This is a genomic window from Burkholderia sp. HI4860, assembly GCF_002223045.2.
Classification (GTDB): Bacteria; Pseudomonadota; Gammaproteobacteria; order Burkholderiales; family Burkholderiaceae; genus Burkholderia.
In genome coordinates this window covers 3196107-3218426 of sequence record NZ_NKFO02000001.1, presented here as the reverse complement: position 1 = coordinate 3218426, position 22320 = coordinate 3196107, and the positions used below count along the sequence as shown (strand labels likewise).

Annotated in this window: 19 protein-coding genes and 1 pseudogene; 12 read left to right on the top strand and 8 right to left on the bottom strand. The window is 67.0% G+C overall.

Translation table 11 applies throughout. The annotated features are described in order from the left end of the window. Positions 1-26 precede the first annotated feature (26 nt). Both CFB34_RS14350 and adiC read right to left on the bottom strand, forming a co-directional pair. Positions 27-2366: an Orn/Lys/Arg decarboxylase N-terminal domain-containing protein gene (locus CFB34_RS14350; protein WP_089441920.1), complete on the bottom strand. Its 2340-nt coding sequence runs from the start codon at positions 2364-2366 to the stop codon at positions 27-29. A gap of 3 nt (positions 2367-2369) precedes the next feature. After that, positions 2370-3902 carry an arginine/agmatine antiporter gene (gene adiC / locus CFB34_RS14345; protein ID WP_089441921.1) on the bottom strand — a complete coding sequence of 511 codons (1533 nt, stop codon included), beginning with the start codon at positions 3900-3902 and terminating at the stop codon, positions 2370-2372. A gap of 158 nt (positions 3903-4060) precedes the next feature. Between adiC and CFB34_RS39040 the strand changes: the two genes are divergently transcribed. The 6 genes and pseudogenes from CFB34_RS39040 (at position 4061) to CFB34_RS14320 (ending at position 8606) form a co-directional block, all read left to right on the top strand. Next, positions 4061-4186 (top strand): hypothetical protein, encoded by a 126-nt coding sequence (locus tag CFB34_RS39040; protein WP_256979878.1) that lies wholly within the window; start codon positions 4061-4063, stop codon positions 4184-4186. A gap of 144 nt (positions 4187-4330) precedes the next feature. Continuing rightward, positions 4331-4447, top strand: a pseudogene (locus CFB34_RS14340) (2-nitropropane dioxygenase); the annotation flags it as partial. 113 nt (positions 4448-4560) lie between these two features. Then, the gene (locus CFB34_RS14335; RefSeq protein ID WP_046548379.1) at positions 4561-6015 is read left to right on the top strand and encodes a M20 family metallopeptidase; all 1455 of its coding nucleotides are present in this window, start codon (positions 4561-4563) and stop codon (positions 6013-6015) included. Between the two features lie 55 nt (positions 6016-6070). Further along, positions 6071-7180 (top strand): malate/lactate/ureidoglycolate dehydrogenase, encoded by a 1110-nt coding sequence (locus CFB34_RS14330; RefSeq protein ID WP_089441922.1) that lies wholly within the window; start codon positions 6071-6073, stop codon positions 7178-7180. Further along, positions 7177-7716: a TfoX/Sxy family protein gene (locus CFB34_RS14325; RefSeq protein WP_089442222.1), complete on the top strand. Its 540-nt coding sequence runs from the start codon at positions 7177-7179 to the stop codon at positions 7714-7716. Before CFB34_RS14330 ends, CFB34_RS14325 begins: the two co-directional genes overlap by 4 nt. Before the next feature lie 311 nt (positions 7717-8027). Continuing rightward, positions 8028-8606 carry an NnrU family protein gene (locus tag CFB34_RS14320; protein WP_089441923.1) on the top strand — a complete coding sequence of 193 codons (579 nt, stop codon included), beginning with the start codon at positions 8028-8030 and terminating at the stop codon, positions 8604-8606. 100 nt (positions 8607-8706) lie between these two features. Here the strand turns inward: CFB34_RS14320 and CFB34_RS14315 are convergent, their stop codons facing one another. Next, the gene (locus CFB34_RS14315; RefSeq protein ID WP_089441924.1) at positions 8707-9444 is read right to left on the bottom strand and encodes a sulfite exporter TauE/SafE family protein; all 738 of its coding nucleotides are present in this window, start codon (positions 9442-9444) and stop codon (positions 8707-8709) included. Between the two features lie 770 nt (positions 9445-10214). Here CFB34_RS14315 and CFB34_RS14310 point away from each other — a divergent pair. Continuing rightward, on the top strand, positions 10215-11363 hold the full coding sequence (locus CFB34_RS14310; protein WP_242808614.1) for a right-handed parallel beta-helix repeat-containing protein: 1149 nt from the start codon (positions 10215-10217) through the stop codon (positions 11361-11363). 360 nt (positions 11364-11723) lie between these two features. Beyond that, a complete protein-coding gene (locus CFB34_RS14305; RefSeq protein WP_089441926.1) occupies positions 11724-12146 on the top strand; it encodes a hypothetical protein in 423 nt (140 codons plus the stop codon). A 72-nt stretch (positions 12147-12218) separates the two neighbouring features. On the opposite strand, the gene CFB34_RS14300 is transcribed toward CFB34_RS14305, so the two are convergent. Genes CFB34_RS14300 through codB form a run of 3 tightly spaced genes read right to left on the bottom strand, consistent with a single transcriptional unit; the run spans position 12219 to position 15503 of the window. Next, complete coding sequence (locus tag CFB34_RS14300) at positions 12219-12896, bottom strand: TetR/AcrR family transcriptional regulator (protein WP_089441927.1); 678 nt, start codon at positions 12894-12896, stop codon at positions 12219-12221. A gap of 40 nt (positions 12897-12936) precedes the next feature. Then, positions 12937-14190, bottom strand: a complete 1254-nt coding sequence (gene codA, locus CFB34_RS14295; protein ID WP_089441928.1) for a cytosine deaminase — start codon at positions 14188-14190, stop codon at positions 12937-12939. Positions 14191-14234: 44 nt separating this feature from the next. Next, on the bottom strand, positions 14235-15503 hold the full coding sequence (codB, locus tag CFB34_RS14290; protein WP_089441929.1) for a cytosine permease: 1269 nt from the start codon (positions 15501-15503) through the stop codon (positions 14235-14237). A gap of 357 nt (positions 15504-15860) precedes the next feature. On the opposite strand from codB, the gene CFB34_RS14285 reads away from it, so the two are divergent. The 3 genes from CFB34_RS14285 to CFB34_RS14275 all read left to right on the top strand — a co-directional run bounded on the left by CFB34_RS14285 (position 15861) and on the right by CFB34_RS14275 (position 19224). Continuing rightward, a complete protein-coding gene (locus CFB34_RS14285) occupies positions 15861-17150 on the top strand; it encodes an FAD-binding oxidoreductase (protein WP_089441930.1) in 1290 nt (429 codons plus the stop codon). 17 nt (positions 17151-17167) lie between these two features. Next, the gene (locus CFB34_RS14280) at positions 17168-17725 is read left to right on the top strand and encodes an XRE family transcriptional regulator (RefSeq protein WP_089427004.1); all 558 of its coding nucleotides are present in this window, start codon (positions 17168-17170) and stop codon (positions 17723-17725) included. A 152-nt stretch (positions 17726-17877) separates the two neighbouring features. Next, positions 17878-19224, top strand: a complete 1347-nt coding sequence (locus CFB34_RS14275; protein WP_089441931.1) for a glutamine synthetase family protein — start codon at positions 17878-17880, stop codon at positions 19222-19224. Between the two features lie 26 nt (positions 19225-19250). On the opposite strand, the gene CFB34_RS14270 is transcribed toward CFB34_RS14275, so the two are convergent. After that, positions 19251-20426: an FAD-dependent oxidoreductase gene (locus CFB34_RS14270; protein WP_089441932.1), complete on the bottom strand. Its 1176-nt coding sequence runs from the start codon at positions 20424-20426 to the stop codon at positions 19251-19253. A 153-nt stretch (positions 20427-20579) separates the two neighbouring features. Between CFB34_RS14270 and CFB34_RS14265 the strand changes: the two genes are divergently transcribed. Continuing rightward, the gene (locus tag CFB34_RS14265) at positions 20580-21500 is read left to right on the top strand and encodes a LysR family transcriptional regulator (protein ID WP_089442223.1); all 921 of its coding nucleotides are present in this window, start codon (positions 20580-20582) and stop codon (positions 21498-21500) included. Here the strand turns inward: CFB34_RS14265 and CFB34_RS14260 are convergent. Then, positions 21495-22034 carry a GNAT family N-acetyltransferase gene (locus CFB34_RS14260; RefSeq protein WP_089441933.1) on the bottom strand — a complete coding sequence of 180 codons (540 nt, stop codon included), beginning with the start codon at positions 22032-22034 and terminating at the stop codon, positions 21495-21497. The two genes, CFB34_RS14265 and CFB34_RS14260, sit on opposite strands and share 6 nt — an antisense overlap. Between the last annotated feature and the right edge of the window lie 286 nt (positions 22035-22320).

The following is a 22320-nucleotide window of genomic DNA, read 5'->3' as shown; positions in this document are numbered from 1 at the left end:
GCACGGCGTCGCGTTGCATTGCGTACTCAGCGCGTGCGGGTATCGCGCGCCTTCTGCTTGATGCACGCGATGCGATACACGCCATCCTCGACCTCGACACCGTGTGTGTCGTGCGTGAAGCCGGGGAAGCGCAGGTCGTATTGCTCGAGTGCCTTCAGGTAGCCGAGCAGCGGGCCGTCGGCCGGCCCCGCGTTCTCGCCGGGCATCAGCAGTGGAATGCCGGGCGGATAGGGCACGACACCCGTCGCGACGGTGCGGCCTTCCATCTCCGCGAGCTCCAGCATCTCGATGTCGTTGTGCACCAGATGCTCGAACGCCTCGGCCGGGCTGTAGTCGGGCTTCGGCAGCGTCGAGAAGGCGCGCGACATCATCTCGGTCGTCTTCAGGTCGCTCATCGCGCTGAACATCAGGTCGCACAGATCGCGCAGGCCGAGCTTGCCGTAGCGTTCCGGATAACGCGCGACGAGTTCGGGCAGCGCCTGTTCGAGCGGCGCGTTCGCGTCGTAGTCGCGCTTGAAATCGAGCAGCGTGTTGACGAGCGTGCCCCACTTGCCCTTCGTCACGCCGAGCGAGAACAGGAACAGGATCGTGAAGTCGGTCGTCTTCTCGACGACGATCCCGTGTCGGTCGAGATACGCGGTGACGACCGACGCCGGAATGCCGACCGGCATCAGCCCGCCGTGCGCCGCGACACCCGGCGTGACGATCGACACCTTGATCGGGTCGAGCATGCAGTAGTCGTCCTCGATCTCGCCGAAGCCGTGCCACGTGTCGCCCGGATGCAGCACCCAGCACGACGGATCGGTGGCGAGCAGCGTCTCGTCCGCTTCGTGGAAGCGCACGCGCCGGCCCGTCTTGCGATCGACGACGCTATCGGGCTGCCAGCCGTTGAAGAACCAGTCGTTGTTCTCCGCGCATTCCGTATGCAGGCGCGCCAGCATCTGGCGGAACGCGACGGCCTCGCGAATCGCGTCGGTGGTCAGCGCCTCGCCGCCGGGGCCGTCCATCATCGCGGCGCTCACGTCGTTCGACGCGATGATCGCGTAGTTCGGCGACGTCGACGCATGCATCATGTACGCCTCGTTGAAGCGCGCGTGCTCGATCGGGTTGCGACCGTCGCGAACATGAATGAACGATGCCTGCGACAGCGCGGCGAGCAGCTTGTGCGTCGATTGCGTCGCGAACACGGTCGGCTTGCTCGCGTCGTGTTGCGACGGATCGCCGTGCATCGCGTGACGGTCGCGGTAGATCGGGTTGAAGCGCGCGTAGCCGTACCATGCCTCGTCGAAGTGCAATCGGTCGACGCTCTGGCCGAGCAGGGCTTCGACGCGCGCGACGTTGTAGCAGAGGCCGTCGTACGTCGAGTTCGTGATCAGCGCATGCACGGGCGTCGGGTCGATGCCGTCGCGGCCGCGCACGAGCGGGTTCGCGTCGATCGCGAGGCGCACGGCGGCGGCCGTCAGCCGCTCGGGCATGATCGGCCCGATGATCCCGTAGTGATTGCGCGACGGAATCAGGTAGGTCGGAATCGCGCCGGACATCGTCATCGCGTGCTCGGCCGACTTGTGGCAGTTGCGGTCGCATAGCGCGACCTGGTTGCGCGTGACGCTCGCCATCAGGATCACGCGGTTCGACATCGACGAGCCGTTCGTCACGTGATACGTGCGGTGCGCGCCGAACACGCGCGCCGCATAGCGTTCGCTTTCGCCGATCGGGCCCGAGTGATCCAGCAGCGAGCCGAGTTCGCCGACCGAGATCGACAGGTCGGAGCGGAACAGCGATTCGCCGAAGAATTCGAAGTACGCACGGCCGACCGGCGATTTCAGGAACGCGGTGCCGCCCGTGTGGCCGGGCGTGTGCCACGAGTATTCGTACACGCGCGAGAACTGCGCGAGCGCGCGGAACATCGGCGGCAGCACGGTTTCGCGGTAGCGCTCGATTGCGGCGACGATGCGGCCGCCGATGAACGCGGTGGTGTCCTCCAGCATCCAGATGAAGTCGTCGGCCTTGCGCATTGCGTCGACCGGAATCGCGGACGCGCTCGCGCGGCTCGCGAGCAGGAACACGGGCACGGTCGCATTGCGGGCGCGCATCGCGTCGAGCACGGCCCGCGCGGGCGCATGGTCGGCGTCGTTGCCGAGTTCCCAGTTGAGCAGCAGGCACTGGATCGCCGGATCGGCGGCGACCACCGCGCACGCATCGTCGGCGGACGTCGCGATCACGACGTCGACGAGCCGCGCGCGCAGCTCCTCGACAAGCGCCGTCGCGGCGCGCCCGGTGGCCGTGCGTTCATCGATGTCGTGCTGCACGAGCAGCGCCTTCATGCCGAGGCGGCGGAAGGCCGGTTGGGTCAAGGAAGCAGTCATTGTTTAATCCCCCGTTTGCTGGGTTGCCTGGACGCTCGCGGCAACGGCCGGCGAGCGCGCGTGAAGGGTGTCGGCCTGGTGACGGCCCACGGAGATCCAGAAGGTGGCGGCGAGCGCGGCGATGGTCACGCCGAGTGCGAGATAGCGCACCCAGCGCGGCGAGCGGCCGCCCGGATGGATATGGGTTTCCTCGATCTCGCGCTGGCGGTTGATCGACAGCTCGTAGAAGACGATCGTCGCGACGACGAAGATCAGCGACCAGCGCGTTTGCTGGCCGTCGGAGCCGACCATCGCCCACAGCGCGTAGACCGCGCCGATCAGGCCGACGATCGTGTAGAACGTGAACTGGTGCGACGGCATCTTGCCGTAGCCGAGCACCTTGATCGCGATGCACGAGTAGATGTACGGCAAGAGCGTCATGATCACGGCGATCGACGCGATCTTGCCGAACTGTTCGCTCGCGCTCGGCGACATCGTCGCGAGCACCTGCACCGACATGATCAGCGCGACGATCGCGAGGCCGGCCGACGGCACGTTCTTCGAGTTCACGCGGGCGAACACGCCGGCGAACAGGCCGTCGTCGGCGGCCGCCTTCGCGGTCTGGCCGACCAGCAGCGTCCACCCCGCGAGCGAGCCGAGGCAGCCGAGCGCCGCGCAGATCGCGACCGCGTTCGCGGCCGTGTCGCCGAGCGCGAGGCGCGCGGCATCCGCGAACGGCGCGCTCGAGGCGAGCAGCGCCTTGTTCGGGATCATCCCCATGATCACGGTCGAGCTGAGCACGTAGCAGACGGCCGCGAGCACGACGCCGCCGACGGTTGCGATCGGCACGTTGCGCGACGGGTTCTCGACGACGCCGGCCGATACCGACGCACTCTCGACGCCGATGAACGCCCACAGCGTGAAGTTCAGCGTCGCGCCGATCGCGCTGAAGCTGTTGGTGCCCGACACGTTCCAGCCGGCGAAGTACACGTCCTTGCTGAACCAGAACCAGCCGAACACGGCCATCCCGAGGATCGGCACGAGCGCGAAGATCGTCGTGACCGACTGCACGCGGCCGACGACGTTCGGCCCGAGGATGTTCGCGTACGTGAACAGCCAGATCACGAAGATCTGCGCGAGCGCGAACACGAGCGGGTCTTTCAGGACCGGGAAGAAATGCGTGAGGTAGCCGAGGCCGGCGACCGCGAGGCCGACGTTGCCGAGCACGTTCGCGAGCCAGTAGATCAGGTTGGTCTGGTAGCCCATGTACGGGCCGAACGACTTGCGCGCATACGCGTACGGGCCGCCGGCGGCCGGGTCGATCGCCGCGAGCTTCGCGAACACGAGCGCGAGCGACACGGCGCCGACGACGGTGATCAGCCAGCCGAAGATCGCGATGCCGCCGGTGGCGGCGAGGTTCGCGGGCAGCATGAAGACGCCGGAGCCCATCATGTTGCCCGCGACCATCAGCGTGGCGGGAATGACGCCGATTTTCGGCGCGGAAGCCGCGGCCGAGGAGGCGGCGGCGCGGGAGGAGGACGAGCTGGCATCGGACATGCGACGCTCCTTGACGAGACGAGTTGCGGTTGAGGTGGCGCGGGTCGGCGCCGGTCGACGATTCCGGTGCGGATCATCGATTTAATTAACGTGTTCATGTTATCGCCTGGGTGGTTTTTAATAAGGGTAAACGCCGGTATTTAATAACTTGAATATTGATGGATATCATTGAAACCGGTGAATCGGTGTTTGAATGCGGGCGGGAGTGGGCCGTGCAGCAAGGATGTGGGTGTTTTTTGGCCTTGGCCATGGATGGGGGGATCGCGCTGCTGAAGTTGCCGTGAATAATCGTTTTTCCCGAATCGGGTAAATCGATTCGTGACGTAAATGGCGCCGCAATCGGGGTTCGGGTTTGTCGGTTAATATCGGGCGCATTAAATGCGCGCCGCCGGCGCGCGCGACCACCTTCTTCCCCGAGAACGATTCCGATGACGACGCTGCCTTCCCGATTGCCGTTGATCCAGGCGCCGATGGTCGGTTCGCTGAGCCCGCTCGCGATCGCGGTGTGCGAAGCCGGTGGGCTCGGCTCGTTGGTATGTGCGGCGGGGCTGCGCGACGCCTTCCCGCGGGCGGTCGGAGCGACCGGGCAGGGGGCGCCGGCGCGGGAGCATCGGCGTATCATCTGGGTTTTCGTCAGCCCGATCCAGGCACCCCCACCATGACCTCCGTCGACACTACCCCCGTCCTCGACCATGACAAGCTCGTTACCTTCATCGAGCGCAAGTGGAACGATGAAATCCTCCACGCCCTGACCGACTACATCGCGATCCCCGCGAAGAGCCCCGCATTCGACCCCGACTGGGCGAAGCGCGGCTATCTCGAGCGCGTCGTCACCGATGCGGCGCAGTGGGCCGAGCGCCAGCCCGTGAAGGGCCTGAAGCTCGAGATCGTGCGCCTGCCCGGCCGCACGCCGGTGATCTTCTTCGAATCGCCCGCCACGCGTTCGGGCAGCACCGACACGATCCTGCTGTACGGCCACCTCGACAAGCAGCCCGAATTCGACGGCTGGCGCGCGGACCTCGGCCCGTGGACGCCGAAGTACGAGAACGGCAAGCTGTACGGCCGCGGCGGCGCGGACGACGGCTATGCGATCTACGCGAGCCTCGCGGCACTTGGCGCGCTCGACGAGCAGGGCATCGAGCGGCCGCGCTGCGTCGGCCTGATCGAGACCTGCGAGGAATCGGGCAGCTACGACCTGCTGCCGTACGTCGACGCGCTGCGCGACCGGCTCGGCCAGGTGTCGCTCGTCGTGTGTCTCGATTCGGGCGCCGGCAACTACGACCAGATGTGGCTCACCACGTCTCTGCGCGGGCTCGTGTCCGGCGACCTGCAGGTCGAGGTGCTCGAGGAAGGCGTGCATTCGGGCGTGTTCGGCGGCATCGCGCCGTCGAGCTTCCGCGTGATGCGCCAGCTGTTCGAGCGCCTCGAAGACGCGAAGAACGGCAACCTGCTGCCGGGCGTGTTCCATTGCGAGATTCCGGACAGCCGTGTGCGCGAAGCCGAAGCAGCCGCGTCGATCCTCGGCGACGCCGTGTGGAAGGGGCTGCCGTGGGCCTGCGGCGCGGACGGCAAGCCGGTGCTGCCGACCACGACCGATCCGCGCGAGGCGCTGCTGAATTCGACGTGGCGTCCGTCGCTGTCGGTCACCGGCGCGGCCGGCCTGCCGGCGCTCGCCGATGCGGGCAACGTGCTGCGTCCGCGCACCGCGTTCAAGCTGTCGCTGCGCCTGCCGCCGCTCGTCGACGCCGCGCAGGCCGTGCAGCAACTGAAGGAATTGCTCGAACTCGATCCGCCGTACAACGCGAAGGTCACGTTCAAGCCGGACGCGGGCGCCGCGACGGGCTGGAGCGCACCGGATCTCGCGCCGTGGCTCGCGTCGTCGCTCGATGCCGCGTCGCGCCGTCACTTCGGTGCCGATTGCGCGTACATGGGCCTGGGCGGCACGATCCCGCTGATGAACGTGCTGCAGGAAGGGTTCCCGTCCGCGCAGTTCATGGTGTGCGGCGTGCTCGGGCCGAAGTCGAACGCGCATGGCCCGAACGAATTCCTGCACGTGCCGTATGCGAAGAAGCTGACGGCGGCGGTCGCGGACGTGATCGCGACCGCGCGCTGATTGCTTCGCGCGCAGTAGTGACCACTGTCCGACCCAACCGCACGGAACCTTGCCGATGACCGCACTGCCGACGCCCGATACCGAACCGCTGCGCATGCGCGCCGAACCGCTGCATGCATTCGTCGCGGCACTCTGGGAGCGGGCCGGCAGCAGCGAGCGTGAGGCGAGGCTCGTCGCCGATCACCTGGTCGGCGCCAATCTCGCGGGCCACGATTCGCACGGGATCGGGATGATCCCGAACTACGTCGCGTCGTGGCGGGAAGGGCAGTTGCAGTTGAACGGGCACGCGTCGATCGCGCGCGACGGCGGCGCGGTGCTCACGATCGACGGCGGACGCGGCTTCGGTCAGGTGATCGCGTTCGAGGCGATGGTCGAAGGGATCGAGCGCGCCCGACGCATGGGCATCTGCGCGATCGGGCTGCGCGACGTGCATCATCTCGGCCGCATCGGGCACTGGGCCGAGCAGTGCGCGCGCGCGGGGCTCGTGTCGTTCCATTTCGTCAACGTGCCGGGCGACCTGCTGGTCGCGCCGCTGCACGGCACCGATCCGCGCTTCGGCACGAACCCGTTCTGCGCCGCGTATCCGCGTGCGGGCCAGCCGCCGCTGCTGCTCGATTTCGCGACGAGCGCGATCGCGTACGGCAAGACGCGCGTCGCGTACAACCAGGGCAAGCGCGTGCCGGCCGGGTCGCTGATCGATTCTCGCGGCCAGCCGACCGACGATCCGGCCGTGATGCATGAACAGCCGTTCGGTGCGCTGCTGCCGTTCGGGCTGCACAAGGGGTACGCGCTGGCGGCGATGTGCGAGATTTTCGGCGGCGCGCTCGTCGGCGGGCATACGACCTACGGTGACACGCTGCAGAAGACGAGCGCGATCGTCAACGGGATGCTGTCGGTGCTGATCGATCCGAACGCGTTCGATGCGGCCGACGCGCAGCGCGAAGCCGATGCGTTCGTCGCATGGGCGAAGGCGTCGCCGCCGGCGGGCGATGTGCCGGTGCAGGTGCCCGGCGAGCCGGAGGAAGCGAGCCGAGCGGCGCGCGGTGCCGGCGGCATTCCGGTCGACCGCGCGACGTGGCGGCAGATTCGCGAGAGCGCGGCGGCGGTCGGCTTCGACGCAGCCGAGCTCGACGCGTGGACGCAGCGCTGCGGGGCATCCGCATGAGCTGGCAATCGGAAAAGGCGCACGGCGAGGAGATCGCGTATCAGCTCGCGCCGCTTGGCAACGTCACGGTCGTGCGCTTCTTCAGCGGTGCGGCGATGCGGCTCGACGGCGTGATGTTCGGCTTCATGTCGCGCGGGTCGTTGTTCCTGCGGGTGGATGACGTGAACCGACCGGCGTTCGTCGCGGCGGGAATGGGGCCGTTCTCGTACGAGCGGCCCACGCGCACGGTTTCGCTCGACGGTTATTACGAAGCGCCGGCCGACGTGCTCGAGGATGCCGGCGCGCTGTTCGACTGGTGCCGCAGCGCGTATCGCGCGGCGTTGCTGGCAGGGCCGCCGAAGCGCAAGGCCAGGGCGGTGCCGAAAGCGAAGCCGGCGCTGGAAGCGAAGCCCGCGTCGAAGCGAACCGCCAAAGCCGCATCGAAAGCGTCGCCAAAGCCTGCTTCTGCACAGGAAGCCAAGCCGGCAACGAAGCGAACCACCAAACCGGCGTCGAAACCGGCAGCGAAATCCCCGGCGAAGCGCAAGCACACCTAGTGCTCGTCGCGCGAAGCGAAAGCCGCGCGACTTTTCCTCGTTTGTCGGCCCGGCCGTCGCCCGGTGCTTCACGCGACATGCGCCGGCTGGCACAAGGGCGGCCGGGAGGGACACAGTCACGAATGCGTCAAGCGCGTGCCGCACCGAACATCCCCGATGCTTCACAACGGCGGCCTCGGCGTTTATGATCGGCGCGGGTTGCACCCGTGCCCGGCGCGACCCTCGCCAGCCTCGCCGCCGGCCCCGCGAACGGCGCATCGTACGCCGCGCGGGACGCTTCCCCCACTCATCATTCCAGACGGAGACAGCCGATGCTCGTCCTGATTCTCGGTTTAGCGATCTTCCTCGGTGTGCACTCGATCCGGATCGTCGCGGACGGCTGGCGGTCAGCGACGATCGAGCGGATCGGCGAGAAGCGCTGGAAGGGCCCCTATGCGATCGCGTCGATCGTCGGCTTCGTGCTGATCATCTGGGGGTACGGCATCGCGCGCCAGGGCGCGACGCTGCTGTGGGTGTCGCCTGTCGGCGTGCGCCACCTCACCGGCATGCTGACCGCGATCGCGTTCGTGCTGATCGCCGCCTCCTACGTGCCCGGCAACCGCATCAAGACGCTCGTCGGCCATCCGATGGTGGCCGGCGTGGCGGTGTGGGCCATCGCGCACCTGCTCGCGAACGGCACGCTGCACGCAGTCGTGCTGTTCGGCGCGTTCTTCGTGTGGGCGCTGGTCGATTTCGTCGTGTGGCGCGCGCGGGATCGCCGCGATGGCGTGCGCTATCCGGCGGGCAGGCTGTCCGGCGACGTCGTGGCGATCGTGGCCGGGCTCGTCGTGTGGGCGATATTCGCGCGGTTCCTGCACGGCTGGCTGATCGGCGTGCGGCCGTTCGGCTGAGCGGCCGAGAAGTTGAGCAACTGAGACGTCGAGCGACTGCGAAAAGACGTCTTGCGGTTTGCTCATCAATTGCCGCGACGGCGGCAGGCATGGGCGCGCGTCAGATCGGCTTGACGAACAACCCGACTGTCAACGCCGCGCCGATACAGACAATCCCGATCCGCAGCACGCGTTCGTTCACGCGATGCAGCGCCCACGTGCCGAGCAGCCCGCCGACGATCGCGCCGCCGCCGAGCGCGAGCGCGTTGCCCCAATGCAGGTGCGGCGACGTCAGGAACAGCACGACGGCCGATGCGTTCATCACGCCCGCGAGCGCGTTCTTCGTCGACATCGCGTGGCGCGGCGACAGGCCGGCCATCGTCAGCACGGCCATCATCAGGAAGCCGAGCCCGCCGCCGAAGTAGCCGCCGTAGATCGCGATCATGAACTGCGAGAGCGCGGCGGGGACGGTGCCGAGGTGGGCCGAGCCTTCGCTCGGCTTGCGGAAAAAGCTGCCCCACGCAAACACGATCGTCGCGAACAGCACGAGCCACGGCACGAGGCGCGAGAAGATCGACGACGGCGTTTTCAGCAACAGCAGCCCGCCGAGCGCACCGCCGACCACGCTGATGACGAACATCGCGCGAAACGACAGCCTGCCCACGCCGCGCACCATCTTGCGGCTCGCCCAGCCGGTCGTGACCTGCGCGGGAAACAGCGCGACCGTCGACGTGATGTTCGCCGCGAGCGGCGACATGCCCGACACGATCAGCGCGGGCAGCGTGACGAACGAGCCGCCGCCGGCCAGGGTGTTCTGCAGTCCGGCCCACAGGCCGGCGAGGATGACGAGAGCGAGCATCGGAGCGGGAGCGGAAGGTGACGGAGCCCGGCTGCCGGAGGCGGGCAGGCGCGGCGAACGCATGATGGTAATGCAGGACCGCTGACGACGTGAACTGCTGCGATCGCAGTGTCGTCGCGAGCCTTTCCGGCCGGTGCAGGCGACGATGCCGCACCGCCCGCGACCAAGGTCGAGGATGGCCCGGGCGGGCGGACGGGCGGTCTTACGACGTCGCGCGGCCAATGTCGGATTGCCGAACGACGCGCGTGAAATAGACTGGTTGATGAGCGGCGGGACAGAACCGGCAGGGTTGGGGGTCAGCCGGCGCCCGGTGCGCTCGGGAACGCAGTTCCTGTTGACGGGTTCGATTCCGGCCACGCAGTGCCGGCGCGTCGGAATCGGGCCGCCTTTTCTCGGGGGACACGCATGCGCGCCGGCGGGCGAACAGGCGACCGGGTGTCGATCGCGGCCACGCGACGGCGCTTCGTTGCCGTTGCTCCGCCGCATCGGCGGAGCAAATGAATGTCGTAGTCGGGATGGTGCGCCGCGTGTGCCACGCGTCGTACGATCGCCGTTGCTCGAACGCGTCGCGACCGTCAGCCGTTGGCCGGTCGTCGCGGGCGAACGGGCGTGAGAGAACAACCATGAAAAAGTCGTTTCGAAGGGTCGGTCCGAGTACGGCCGTCTGTTTGATCTGCACCGCCTGTTTTGCCGCATCGCCGGCGGCCGCCTACACGCCGGGCGGTGCTCGTCATGCGCATCCGTCGCGCAGCGCACCGGCGCTTTCGACCGTGACCGTCCAGCCGACGGCGAACGGCGGCGACCAGGCCGATGCGCTGCAGGCCGCGTTCGATGCATTGCAGCCGGGCCAGCGCCTCGTGCTCGCGCCGGGACGCTACACCGTCGGCCGGTCGCTGACGGTGTCCAAGGCGAACGTCGTGATCTCGGGCTATGGCGCGACGCTGGTTGCGACCAACCCGGTTGATCAGACCATCGTGATGAGCGGCAGCGGTTCGACGCTCGTCGGCGTCACGCTGGTCGGCACGGGTACGACGCGGCTGACGACGCCCGCCTCGACGAAGGTCGAGGTGACGGGCACCGGCGTCCAGGTGCTCGGCGTGACGATCCAGGGTGGCGCCAGCGCCGGGATCTTCGTGTTCGGCGGCAGCAGCGTGGCGATCGTGGGCAACACCGTGGAGGCGACGCTGGCCGACGGCATCCACACCACGTACGGCTCGACCAACGTGCTGGTGCGCGGCAATACGGTGAAGAACACCGGGGACGACCTGATCGCCGTCGTCAGCTACCAGGGTGACGGCCGCCTCAGCGCCAACGTGCTGATCGACGGGAATACGGTGTCGGGCAACTACTGGGGGCGGGGCATCTCCGTGGTCGGCGGGCGGACCGTGACGATTTCGAACAACACCGTCAGCGGCGTGCAGAAGGCGGCCGGCATCCTGGTCGCGCAGGAGGATAGCTGGAAGACCTACGGCGTGTCGGACGTCGTGATCGAGAACAACGTCGTCGGCGCGATCCAGGACGGCACGAATGCGAACAACGGCCTGCCGCCTACCCACCAGGCCGCGATCGAGCTCGATACCTGGTCGGGGACGGTGTCGTACGTCGTCGTGAAGGGCAACCGCGTATCGGGCTCGGGCTACGACGGCTTCCGGGCGGTGGGGAACGTCTGCCATTTCGCGGTGGCCGACACGACGCTCGCATCGATCGCCGGCATGCCGGTGTCGCTGCTGACGAACAAGTGCCCGGCCGCCGATATCGTCGCGTACGGCAATTCACTGGGCGGCGTGGCGCTGGCGACGCCGGTCGGCGCGTCCCCGTCCGGGACGATTCCGGCCGGCGGCGCGGTGACGTCGGGGATGCCGGTGGTGCGCACGAGCCTGATGCAGCCGAATGGCACGCCTGCATCGGCGCGGAACTGACGAGGTTCGCGATGCGCTGCCCGCCGTGCCATCGAACGGGGCGCCGCGCGATGCATTCGGGGGCGCGGTTGCCCCCGACGCCGTGGTGTCGTCCCCGGCGTCCGGATAGACGATCGTGCCGTCAGGCCGGACCCTCGTTGCGCGGCTGGGGTGTGCGTCGATCCTCGCGGCGTGCGTCGTCATGCCGGGACGAATGGTGTGTCCGTTATCGGCCGCGACCGTGCGCGGAAAAAGGCACAGTCCGCTGAAACGCACGATCCGGCCACGACAATGCCCGATTTAACGCTTCATTACGATGGGCCTTTCGGAAAGGTGTTAGATTCGCCCATCGATATTTCGCAAGGCGGAGAGGGCAGACAGATGCTGAAGAAACTGGCAGGGATGGCCGTGGTGGTCGGTGCGGCGGCGGTGGCGTCGCTGCCGGCCGTGGCAGGCGACACGAACAACGCACTGGGCGGCGCGCTGGGTGGCGTTGCCGGCGCGGCGGTCGGCAACGCGGTTGGCGGCAGCACGGGCACTGTTATCGGCGGGGCATTGGGCGGTGGCGCGGGCGGTGCGGTGACGTCGAACAAACGCGAACGCACGGGCGCGATCGTCGGCGGCGCACTGGGCGGCGGCGCAGGCGCCGCTGCGGGCAACGCGATGGGCGGCACGGCCGGCGGGCTCGTCGGCGCCGGCTTGGGCGGCGGCGCGGGTGCGGCGCTGGGCGGCCACGTGTCGCGCAACAACTCGCGTTCCAACGATCATCACCACGGCAACAAGAAGCGCCACAAGCACGACTGACCGTTGGTTCCCCGGCGTGCGTCGCCGGCGCCGGGGTGCCGTGCATGAATGGCGACGGAGGTGGTCAAGCGGTCAATCCGTCTTTCGGTCGCCGGTGATCAGCGCGTTGAGCACCAGATCCGAGATCGTGCGGTAGGCCGCGTCGAAATCGTCGCTTCCCAGCGCACGCTTGCCGAGCACCAGCAGCATCTGGGGAGCAAAATCCGCATACGCCTGCGTGGCTGCCCAGATCAGGAAGAACAGGTGCTCGGCATCGACCTGCCTGACCTTGCCTTCCCCGATCCAGCGTTCGAGCACCCGGATGTCGTCGCGCAACACCGGAATCAGTTGCTTGCGGATTTCCTTTCCGTAGGTCCTGGCTCCGCCAATGATCTCCAGCGCAAAGACCCGCGATCCATGCGGGCGATTTCTCGAGAATTCGAGTTTGGCGCGGATATACGCCGACATGGCTTCCGCGGGCTCGCGATCGGGCGCCGCAAACTCCCGCATCCTGCCGAGCCAGTCCCGCAATACGTCGTCCAGCACGCGTTGGTAGAGCGCCAGCTTCGTGGGGAAGTAGTACATCAGGTTCTGCTTCGACAGGCCGGCGGCCGCTGCGATCGTCGCAACGGAACTCCCCTCGAATCCGTCGACGGCAAACGATTCCTCGGCCGCGGCGAGAATGGTCGCCTCGAGCGTGTCGCGCAGCGCTTCGCGCCGGCCGTGAGGCCGGCCGGGCGTTCCCGCAGTGGGCTCGGACGGGTGCCTCACGATGCTTCCTCCCGCATGTCGGACCGGCGGCGTCGCCCGCTCAACGCGTGCCTGCTTCAGGATAGGTGATGCGTTCAGGCGTGCGCTGCATGATGACCTTCCCGGCACGGAGCGACACGCGCACCTTGGCCTGCGTGCGAACCACTTCATAGTCGGAATCCGCGTCGAGGATCAGCAGGTTGGCCGGCCGCCCGACAGCGATGCCGTAGCGATCGCCCAGGGACATCGCACGGGCGCTGTGCTCCGTCACGAAATCGAGGCATCGCTGCAGGTCTTCGTAGCCGAGCATGTGGCACACGTGCAGGCCGACGTCGAGGATGCGCAGGATGTTGCCGTTGCCGATCGGATACCACGGATCCTTGATCGAATCCTGTCCGAAGCACACGTTGATGCCGGCACGATCGAGTTCCGCGACACGCGTGATGCCGCGTCGTTTCGGGAAGGTGTCGAAACGCCCCTGCAGGTGGATGCTTTCGGTCGGACACGAAATAAAATGGATGTCCGAGCGCTTCAGCAACCGGAACAGTTTCGAGCAGTAGGCGTTGTCGTAGGAACCCATCGCGGTCGTGTGGCTGGCGGTGACGCGCGGGCCCATCCCGCGAACCCGCGCTTCCTCGGCAAGCACTTCCAGGAAGCGCGAGTGCGGATCGTCGGTTTCGTCGCAATGAACGTCGACCAGGCAGTCCTTGCGCTCCGCGAGCTCCATCAGGAACTTGATGGAGCTCACGCCCTGGTCGCGCGTGTTCTCGAAATGCGGAATGCCGCCCACGACGTCGGCCCCCATCTCGATTGCGCGCTCCATCAGCGCACGTCCGTTCTCGAACGACTCGATGCCTTCCTGCGGGAAGGCGACGATCTGCAGATCGATGAGATCGCGTGCTTCGTCCCTGACCTCGAGCATCGCCTTCAACGCGGCAAGCGTGTGATCGGTGACGTCCACGTGCGTGCGCACGTGCTGGATGCCGTTGTCGCGCAACATCCCGATCGTGGTGTGCGCGCGGGCTTTCGTATCTTCATGGGTAATGGTGGCCTTGCGCTGGCCCCACCGCTCGATACCTTCGAACAGCGTACCGCTCACGTTCCACTCGGGTTCGCCCGCGGTCAGCGTCGCATCCAGGTGGATATGCGGCTCGACCAGCGGCGGGATGACGAGATGGCTGCCCGCATCGATGACGTCGTCCCCTTCAGACGTCAGCGGCGACGGCTGGAGATCGATGCCGCGAATCGTGCCCGCATCGATGTCGATCGTGAAGAGGCCGCTACGGCCGCGCAATCTGGCGTTGATGATTTTCATGAGGATTCCTGTGGTTCGGGGGAGCGGGAGGGTGCGCAGCGGAATCATTCACCCTGAACGGACGGCTCGCGCGCGAACGCGCGGGCAATCTGCAGCAGCACGATGTAGGCGCCGGCGGACGCCGCGATGCCGACGATCGGCGCGATCCACGGCGAGGTATAGGCGAGTCCGGCGCCGATGGCATACGCGGCCAGGCCGACCAGGTTGAAGCGCGGAAGGCGGGCGGCGGCGAGCGACGGATATTGCCCGCGATGGCGATACCAGTAGTCCGCCATGATCACGCCGCCGACCGGCGGAATGATCGAGCCGAGCAGCACCAGGAACGGAATCAGCCACGCGTACATCCCGCCGACCGCGAGCACGATGCCGATCGCCGCGCCCACGAGTACGAGCGTGCGGCGCCGTTCGGTGCGCAGCAGATGGCATCCGGCGGCCGCCACGTTGTACATCGTCGGCCCCTGGATGGTCCAGAGATTGAGGCACAGCATCACGACCGCCGCGATCGACAGGCCCTGCAGCATCATCACCTCGACGATGTCGGCTTGCTGATAGACGATCGCGCAGTATGCGCCCGCGATGATCATCAGGCCGTTTCCCGCGAAGAATCCGATCATGCTGGCCGAGACGGCGCTGCGCGCGCTGCGTGCGAGGCGGGTCCAGTTGGTGGCCTGCGTCGCGCCGCTGGCAAAGGTGCCGATGACCATGGTCACGGCGGCCGAGAACGGCATCGACTGGGACGGCGCGACATGCGTGAGGCCGGCCCACCCGCCGATATCGCGGGTGGCGATCCACATCGACGTCATCAGTAGTACGAACATCAACGGCACGGACACGCGCGACAGCAAGTCCATGCCGCGATAGCCGATGATGGCCGTGATGGAAAATCCGAAGCCGAAGAGGATCATCAGCGGCGTGGTCACGGCGGGCGGCCAACCCAGCAGCTTGACCAGGACGATCGCCACCGTCGCGGTTCCCCATGCGTACCAGCCGAGTTCGGCGAAGCCGAGCAGGAAGTCGGACAGCTTGCTGCCCACTTCCCCGAAGCAGAACCGCCCCATCAGCACCGCATTCAGGCCGCTGCGGGCGGCAATCAGCGCCAGCGACGCCGCATAGGCGGCGAGCAACAGGTTTCCGATGACGGCGATCTGGATCATGCTGACGACGTCGAAGGCGACGCCGATCTTGCCGCCGGCAAACATCGTTCCCGTGAAGAACGTGAAACTCAACAACACCATCGTGATGGACAGGAATCCGGTGCGTTTCTTGAGCGGGACTTCGCTCAACGAGAATTCTCCGTGATCCGATTCGTCCATCGGGCTTGCATCCCGGTTCGTGGGCATCTTTCTTGTCTCCCGTCAGCGATTGGGTCGGGTCTGAAAGGGGGCCGTGCTTGGAGGGGTGACGCGCTGTTTCAGCGGGTCATTCTCTCAGTTCAAAATTTTTACAACCGTAAAAATTTCGTCCGGATGGATCGCAGGAACATGCATCCGGGCGGCGCGGTTCACGCGCTGGCTGCGGCTGCCCGGGCGGCGACTCGTTCGCTGACCAAGCTGACGGCGCAACGTTGATTCATCAGGCCGATGCGCCGTTTATTTTGCCCGCTTGCCTCCGTGAAATTGCCGTGCTAATTTTTCATGAAATTTCTCGGCGTAATTTTCACGGGAGTCCGCATGTTCGTGCAGTCCGACCGTCACGTCGCAAGCTACTACGCCGGCACCTACCCGGCGCCGATCCCGCATCGTCCGGCACTGGACGAACGCATCGACGCCGACGTGCTCGTCGTCGGCGCGGGGTTCAGCGGGCTGCATACGGCGTTGCGCCTGGCGCTGGCCGGCAAGCGGGTCGTCGTGCTCGAAGCGAGCCGCGTCGCGTGGGCCGCGTCGGGCCGCAACGGCGGGCAGGCGCTGCTCGGCTGGTCGTGCGACATGCAGCCGCTCGAGGATGCGCTCGGCCGCGACGGCGCGCGCCTGCTGTGGGACAGCATGCGCTGGGCCGCGGCCGAGATGCGCGAACTGCCCGCGCGGCACGGTTTCGACATCGACTATCGGCCCGGGAGCCTGTGGGCGGCCGTGCGGCCGCGGCGTGTCGCGATGCTCGAGCAGGCGCGTGACGAGGCGGCCGAGCGCTGGGGCTACGACCGGCTGCGCGTGATCGGCCGTGACGAGATGCCCGAATGGATCGGCGGCACGCGTTACTTTGCGGCGCTGCACGATCCCGAGGCCGGCCACCTGAATCCGCTGAAACTCGCGCTCGGCCTCGCGCAGACGATCGAGCGCGCGGGCGGCCGCATCTTCGAGCAGAGCCGCGTGCTCGACTGCCGCGAGACGGCCGACGGTCACGTTGCCCGCACGCCGCGCGGCGAAGTGCGTGCGGACGTCCTCGTGCTGGCCTGCAACGCGTATGTCGACCGGCTCGATCGCGATCTCGCGCGCCGGCTGCTGCCGGTCGGCACGTACCAGGTTGCCACCGCGCCGCTCGCACCCGATGTCGCCCGTTCGCTGCTGCCGCAGAACAGTTGCGTGATCGACAACCAGTTCGTGCCCGACTATTTCCGCCTGAGCCCCGACAACCGGCTGCTGTTCGGCGGCGGCTGCACGTATCTCGGCGGGATTCCGGCCGATATCGCGGCGGCGACGCGCCCGCACCTCGAACGGGTGTTCCCGCAGCTGGCCGGCGTGCCGCTCGATTACGCGTGGGGCGGCCATATCGACATCAGCATGCGTCGCACACCCGACATCGGCCGCCGCGGGCAGCGTTTCTGGCTGCAGGGCTTCTCGGGGCACGGCGTGCTGCCGACGCTCGCCGGTGCGCGCGCGGTGGCCGACGCGGTGCTCGGCGACGAACGCCTGCTTGCGCAGTACCAGCGCATCCGCAACCCGCGCTTCCCCGGCGGCGACCGGCTCGCCGCGCCGCTGGAAGCGATCGGCAAGGCCTGGTACCGTCTGCGCGATACCGTCTGACTGCACCGGAACCCACCATGAATGAACAGGAAGAGATAGAAAGCCTGGCGATCCTGATCCGCGACCTGCGCAAGCATCGCAAGGTCACGCTCAACGATCTCGCGGAACGGATCGGCCGCTCGGTCGGCTTTCTGTCGCAGGTCGAGCGCGGGCTGTCGCGCCCGACGGTGGCGGATCTCACCGCGATCGGCGAGGCGCTCGGCGTGCCGACCACCTATTTCTACAGCCTGAGCAAGCCGCGCAGCGTGCCGTGGGTCACGCGGCCCGACGAGCGGCGCACCGTGTATTACGCGGCCGGCATTACCGACATCCTCGTGTCGCCGAACATGCGCTCGCGCTTCTCGATCCTCGAAAGCCATCTCGCGCCGGGCGCGAGCAGCGGCGAGCGGCCCGTCGACGACAGCGACGAGCAGGGCGGTTTCGTGCTCGAAGGAGAACTGACGATCTGGGTCGACGGCGACGATACGCCCGTCACGCTCGGCCCGAACGACGCATTCCAGCTTCCCGCGCACAAGCGCTTTCGTTATGCCAATTTGACCGATGCGCCAACGCGCGTGATCTGGGTATTCACCTGAGGGGATGGCGGGGCGCGCGGTGATGCAGGCCATCGCGCCACGCAGCATGTTTGCAGTACTGATTTAAATGCGGCGTTCGTTGTCGAGTGTGCTGCATGAATCCGGTTCGCCGCCCCGCGGCACCGCCATACAAGACATGGAAAGGATGAGACATGGCTGACGTCGTTCCCGCGCTGGTCGCCGAGGTCCGCGCATTCCGGCAAGCGCATCCCGAGATCCGTTATGTCGACCTGATCTGCCTCGACCTGCCCGGGCATTTCTACGGCAAGCGCTACCCGATCGATGCGCTCGAGAAGGTGGCGGCCGGCTCGCTGCTGAAGCTGCCGCAGAACTGCATCCTGCTCGGCACGCAGGGCGGGCTCTACAAGATCGGCGACTACTGTTTCAACGACGGCGACCCGGACGCCGTGCGCCGGCTGATCCCCGGCACGCTGAAGCCGGTGACCTGGGAGAAGCAGCCGCTCGGCCAGATGCTGATCACGACGGACGGCACCGATGCGCCGGTCGAGTTCGAGCCGCGCGAGGTGCTCGCGCGCGTGCTGAAGCGGCTCGCGCGGCGCGGCATCCGGCCGGTCGTCGCGTTCGAGCTCGAGTTCTACCTGTTCGCCGCGCAGCTCGAGGAGGGGATGCCGAAGTATCCGCGCGACCGCCTGTCCGATGATCGCGACGATCAGCCGAACATGCACATCGAGCGCCTGTCGCGCTTCTCCGACGTGCTGCACGAAATGGTCGACGTCGCGTGCGTGCAGGGCATCGACGCGACCGTGATCACCGCCGAGCTCGGGCCGGGCCAGTTCGAGATCAATTTCGGCCATTGCGACGACGGGCTGCGCGCGGCAGACTGGTCGGCGATGTTCTGCCGCAGCACGCGCGGCGTCGCGTTGCAGCACGGCTATCGCGCGAGCTTCATGGGCAAGCCGTACCTGCATGCGCCGGGCAGCGGGATGCACGTGCACGTGAGCCTCTACGACGATGCGGGGCGCAACTTGCTCGCGGCGGACGGGCAGCGGCCGCTGCGGCACGCGGTGGCCGGCTGCCTCGCGCTGCTGCCGCATTGCATGCCCGTGTTTGCGCCGAATCACAATGCGTTCCGGCGTTACGGATCGATGGTGAATGCGGCGAGCCGCGCGAGCTGGGGCTTCGAGGATCGCGATGCATGCATCCGGATTCCCGAATCGGATGCACGCAACCTGCGGATCGAGCACCGGCTCGCGAGTGCGGACGCGAATCCTTATCTCGTGCTCGCGGCGATTCTCACCGGGATGGAGCATGGGCTCGACGCGAAGCGCGAGCCGATCGCGCCGCTCAACGAGGATCGCGGCAGCGGGATCGACTTTCCGAAGGAGATGCTGTCGGCCGTCGCGGAGATGCAGGATCACGCCGCCGTGCGCGATGGGCTCGGCAGCGAATTCGTGATGGTGTATTGCGAGAACAAGCGGCAGGAGGAGCTGGATTTCCGCAATGAAATCGGGGCGCGGGAGTATCGGTGGTTCTTGTGATCGAATGCCATCGCTTGCGCGTCTTGTCAGTCCGGCGCCGGCATCATCGGCAGGCCCGCTCCCCACGCGTTCGCGAGCGCTTCGATTTCGGCGCTCGGATCGACCTGTCGAGCAGCGTCGTGCGTGTCGTTGCCGAATAGCCGGTGAGCGAACTCGCGTGCACGTAGCGTGATTGCCGTGGTTTTCCGGGTGCGTCGCAGCGTGAACGACGCGAACGCTGCGTCGAGGTCGTTGCCTTTTCCATGCTCGTCGAGACAACGGGCGAGGTGCCATGCGTCCTCGAGCGCCTGGCATGCGCCCTGTCCGGAGGTGGGGAGTGGTGCGTGCGCGGCGTCACCGATCAACAGCACATTGCCGCGGTGCCATACGTCCACCGGATCGAGATCGTGCACGCGGATCTTCGCGATCGTGCCCGGCGGTGTTGCACGCATCACGTTCGCGATGGGCGCGGGCCACCCGTCGAAGAGCCATTCCAGCAGCGGGCCGGGATCGTCCGGTGCCGCATCGTCGCTATCGTCGATTTCAGCCTCGGCCCGGGCCGCTGCCCAGTACATGCGATGCCGGTCCAGCGCGACGATGCCGAATCGTTCGCGCTGGCCCCAGTAGTCGAATATCGACACGTCGTCGACCAGCGGCACATCGCTCTGCGCCACGCCGATCCAGTTGACGAATCCCTGATAGACGGGCGTGGCGTCGCCGACCACGTAGCGTCGCGCGACGGAATTCATGCGGCCGTCCGCGCCGATCACGAGATCGGGGGCGATCGCCACGCCGTTGTCGAAGCGAACGATCGCGCGGCCATCTGTGCCGGTATCGATGGCTGTCGCGCAGTGACCGAAGCAGACTTCGATGTCGTGCGCGGCGACGTGCCGCGCCAGCACGGCCTGCAAGTCGCGCCGCAAGATCGAGCGCGTCGGGAAACCCATGTGGCGGTCGAGTTCGCCGATATCGAAGCGCTTGAACGGGGTGCCGTGCCGGTCCATGCACCGCATCGCGTGCAGGTGGCCGCTGACCTCGACGATGTCCGGCAGGAGGCCGAGTTGCTCGAGCACGAAGCCGGCATTCGGCCAGAGCACGACGCCCGCACCCATCGTCGTCGCGGACGGCCTGCGTTCATGGAGCCGTATCCGGTGCCCCTGCCCGGCGAGCGCAAGCGCGGTGCTCATGCCGGCCACGCCGGCGCCGAGAATGGCGATATCCATGTTGATGCTCCCGTAGGTTCGTGTGCGTGCTCACGTCGGCGCGGGTTCGTGCGCCGGCGGCCACGCCTTGACTGGATCCGCATCGTAAATTACGGTCCCGAACGGGATAAGCCGTGAAAAACGGCGAGCTTTGATACCTGAAACGGGATAATGATGCGGAGCAAGCTGGATCTGAACGCGGTGCGCGTGTTCGTGTCGGTCGTCGACGAAGGCAGCTTTGCCGGCGCCGCGCGCGTGCTGTCGATACCCGGTTCCAACGTGAGCCGCCATGTGGCGCAACTGGAGTCGAGGCTTGGCGTGCGCCTGCTGGAGCGCAGCACGCGGCACCTGCGCATGACGGAGGCTGGGCGCCTGCTGCACGAGCGCGCGAAGCCGATGCTCGATGCGCTGACGCTTGCTGAATTCGAACTGACCTCGCAGCAGACGGAGCTGCGCGGCGTGCTGAAGCTTTGCGTGCCCGGCGAAATCGGGCCACGCATGCTCGGGCCGATCGTCGCGGAATTCGCGAGCCGCCATCCGCGTGTCGAAATCGATTGCGATACGAGCCTCGCGGGCGTCTCGACGCTGCGCGACGATATCGACCTGTCGATCATCGTCCATCGCGGCAAGCTGGACGACAGCGCGTTCGTCGTCAGGCCGCTCGTGAGCCTGCCGAGCGTCGTCGTGGCCGCGCCGTCGCTGATCGAGCGCACCGGCATGCCGACGCGGACGGAGCAGCTCAGGCAGTTGCCGTGCATCACGACGCTGAGCACGCTGAAAGGGCAACCGTGGCAGTTCGCCGACGGCGACGGGCGGATTCACAAGATTCCGGTCGCGAGCCGGTATCGCGTCAATAGCGGCGAGATGGCGGGTCTGGCGGCGGTGAACGGGATCGGCTTCGCGATTCTCGTCGAACGCGGGTGCGCGGCCGAGCTGGCCGCCGGGCGGCTGGTGCGTGTGCCGCTGGAGATGACGCCGGCGCCGCTGGAACTGCTGGCCGCCTATTCGAGCCGCAATTCCGTCAACGCGAAGATCCGCGAGTTGCTGCAGCTGATGCAGGCGCGTCTGGCGGCAGGGGTGGCGATGCCGTCATGACGATCGTTTCGGCAATGCGCGCCAGTAGCGCACTTCTTCAATCGGCGCGCCTTCGATCTCGAACGTCTTGATGTCGTCTTCGGCGACGAAGCCCTCGCGTTCATAGAACGCCCGTGCACGATGGTTTTTCACCAGCACCCAGAGCGACACCCATTCATGGCCCAAATCATGCAGCGCACGGCATGCATGGTCGACGAGTGCCGCGCCGACACCTTGCCCGCAATGCGCTGGATGCAGATAGATCGATTCGATTTCGCCCCAGGTGCGATCCTTGTCGGTGTCACGGGTCGGGCCGTACGCGATCCAGCCGATCGGCCCGCCTTTCGTGAGCGCGAGCGCGACGCGCGGCCGTCCGGCGTCGAGCGCATGGCGCCACGAAGCGGTGCGCTTTTCGACCGACAGGCCGGCGAGGAACGCGGCCGGCATGATGCCCGGGTAGGTGGCCCGCCACGATGCGACGTGGATGGCGGCGATGGCCGGGGCATCGGCGGGCGTGGCAGGGCGGATGTCGATGTGCATCGTGTTCGGTGTCATGTGTACTCCGCCTGATCGGTTGGCGTGTACCGCGCCGTCGCGCGCGGGATGTCGAGATTCACTCAACTTGGTGGCCGTACACTGCGTACCGGCAAACCCGCTCATTCAATGTTGAATTCGCGGTTCATTCAACGTTGGACTATCTGCTTTGCCGTTCATTCAACTTTGAACTTTCAAAGGCAGCTTGGCCCGTTCGCGCACGGCCGACCGGCTCTCATCGACCCAGAACGGCCCTTCAGATTTATCCAAAGCGGCCAATCGTTGTGACCTGCGGCGGGATTTTATA

What these genes read in the sequence shown, in the direction of transcription:
- CFB34_RS14270 (WP_089441932.1), bottom strand. Translation starts at nt 20,426, where the DNA reads ATGGATATCGCCATTCTCGGCGCCGGCGTGGCCGGCATGAGCACCGCG.
- CFB34_RS14260 (WP_089441933.1), bottom strand. Translation starts at nt 22,034, where the DNA reads ATGACACCGAACACGATGCACATCGACATCCGCCCTGCCACGCCCGCC.
- CFB34_RS14280 (WP_089427004.1), top strand. Translation starts at nt 17,168, where the DNA reads ATGAATGAACAGGAAGAGATAGAAAGCCTGGCGATCCTGATCCGCGAC.
- CFB34_RS39040 (WP_256979878.1), top strand. Translation starts at nt 4,061, where the DNA reads ATGGATATCATTGAAACCGGTGAATCGGTGTTTGAATGCGGGCGGGAG.
- CFB34_RS14350 (WP_089441920.1), bottom strand. Translation starts at nt 2,366, where the DNA reads ATGACTGCTTCCTTGACCCAACCGGCCTTCCGCCGCCTCGGCATGAAG.
- codB (WP_089441929.1), bottom strand. Translation starts at nt 15,503, where the DNA reads ATGGACGAATCGGATCACGGAGAATTCTCGTTGAGCGAAGTCCCGCTC.
- CFB34_RS14320 (WP_089441923.1), top strand. Translation starts at nt 8,028, where the DNA reads ATGCTCGTCCTGATTCTCGGTTTAGCGATCTTCCTCGGTGTGCACTCG.
- CFB34_RS14315 (WP_089441924.1), bottom strand. Translation starts at nt 9,444, where the DNA reads ATGCTCGCTCTCGTCATCCTCGCCGGCCTGTGGGCCGGACTGCAGAAC.
- CFB34_RS14285 (WP_089441930.1), top strand. Translation starts at nt 15,861, where the DNA reads ATGTTCGTGCAGTCCGACCGTCACGTCGCAAGCTACTACGCCGGCACC.
- CFB34_RS14335 (WP_046548379.1), top strand. Translation starts at nt 4,561, where the DNA reads ATGACCTCCGTCGACACTACCCCCGTCCTCGACCATGACAAGCTCGTT.
- adiC (WP_089441921.1), bottom strand. Translation starts at nt 3,902, where the DNA reads ATGTCCGATGCCAGCTCGTCCTCCTCCCGCGCCGCCGCCTCCTCGGCC.
- CFB34_RS14265 (WP_089442223.1), top strand. Translation starts at nt 20,580, where the DNA reads ATGCGGAGCAAGCTGGATCTGAACGCGGTGCGCGTGTTCGTGTCGGTC.
- CFB34_RS14275 (WP_089441931.1), top strand. Translation starts at nt 17,878, where the DNA reads ATGGCTGACGTCGTTCCCGCGCTGGTCGCCGAGGTCCGCGCATTCCGG.
- CFB34_RS14330 (WP_089441922.1), top strand. Translation starts at nt 6,071, where the DNA reads ATGACCGCACTGCCGACGCCCGATACCGAACCGCTGCGCATGCGCGCC.
- CFB34_RS14325 (WP_089442222.1), top strand. Translation starts at nt 7,177, where the DNA reads ATGAGCTGGCAATCGGAAAAGGCGCACGGCGAGGAGATCGCGTATCAG.
- codA (WP_089441928.1), bottom strand. Translation starts at nt 14,190, where the DNA reads ATGAAAATCATCAACGCCAGATTGCGCGGCCGTAGCGGCCTCTTCACG.
- CFB34_RS14305 (WP_089441926.1), top strand. Translation starts at nt 11,724, where the DNA reads ATGCTGAAGAAACTGGCAGGGATGGCCGTGGTGGTCGGTGCGGCGGCG.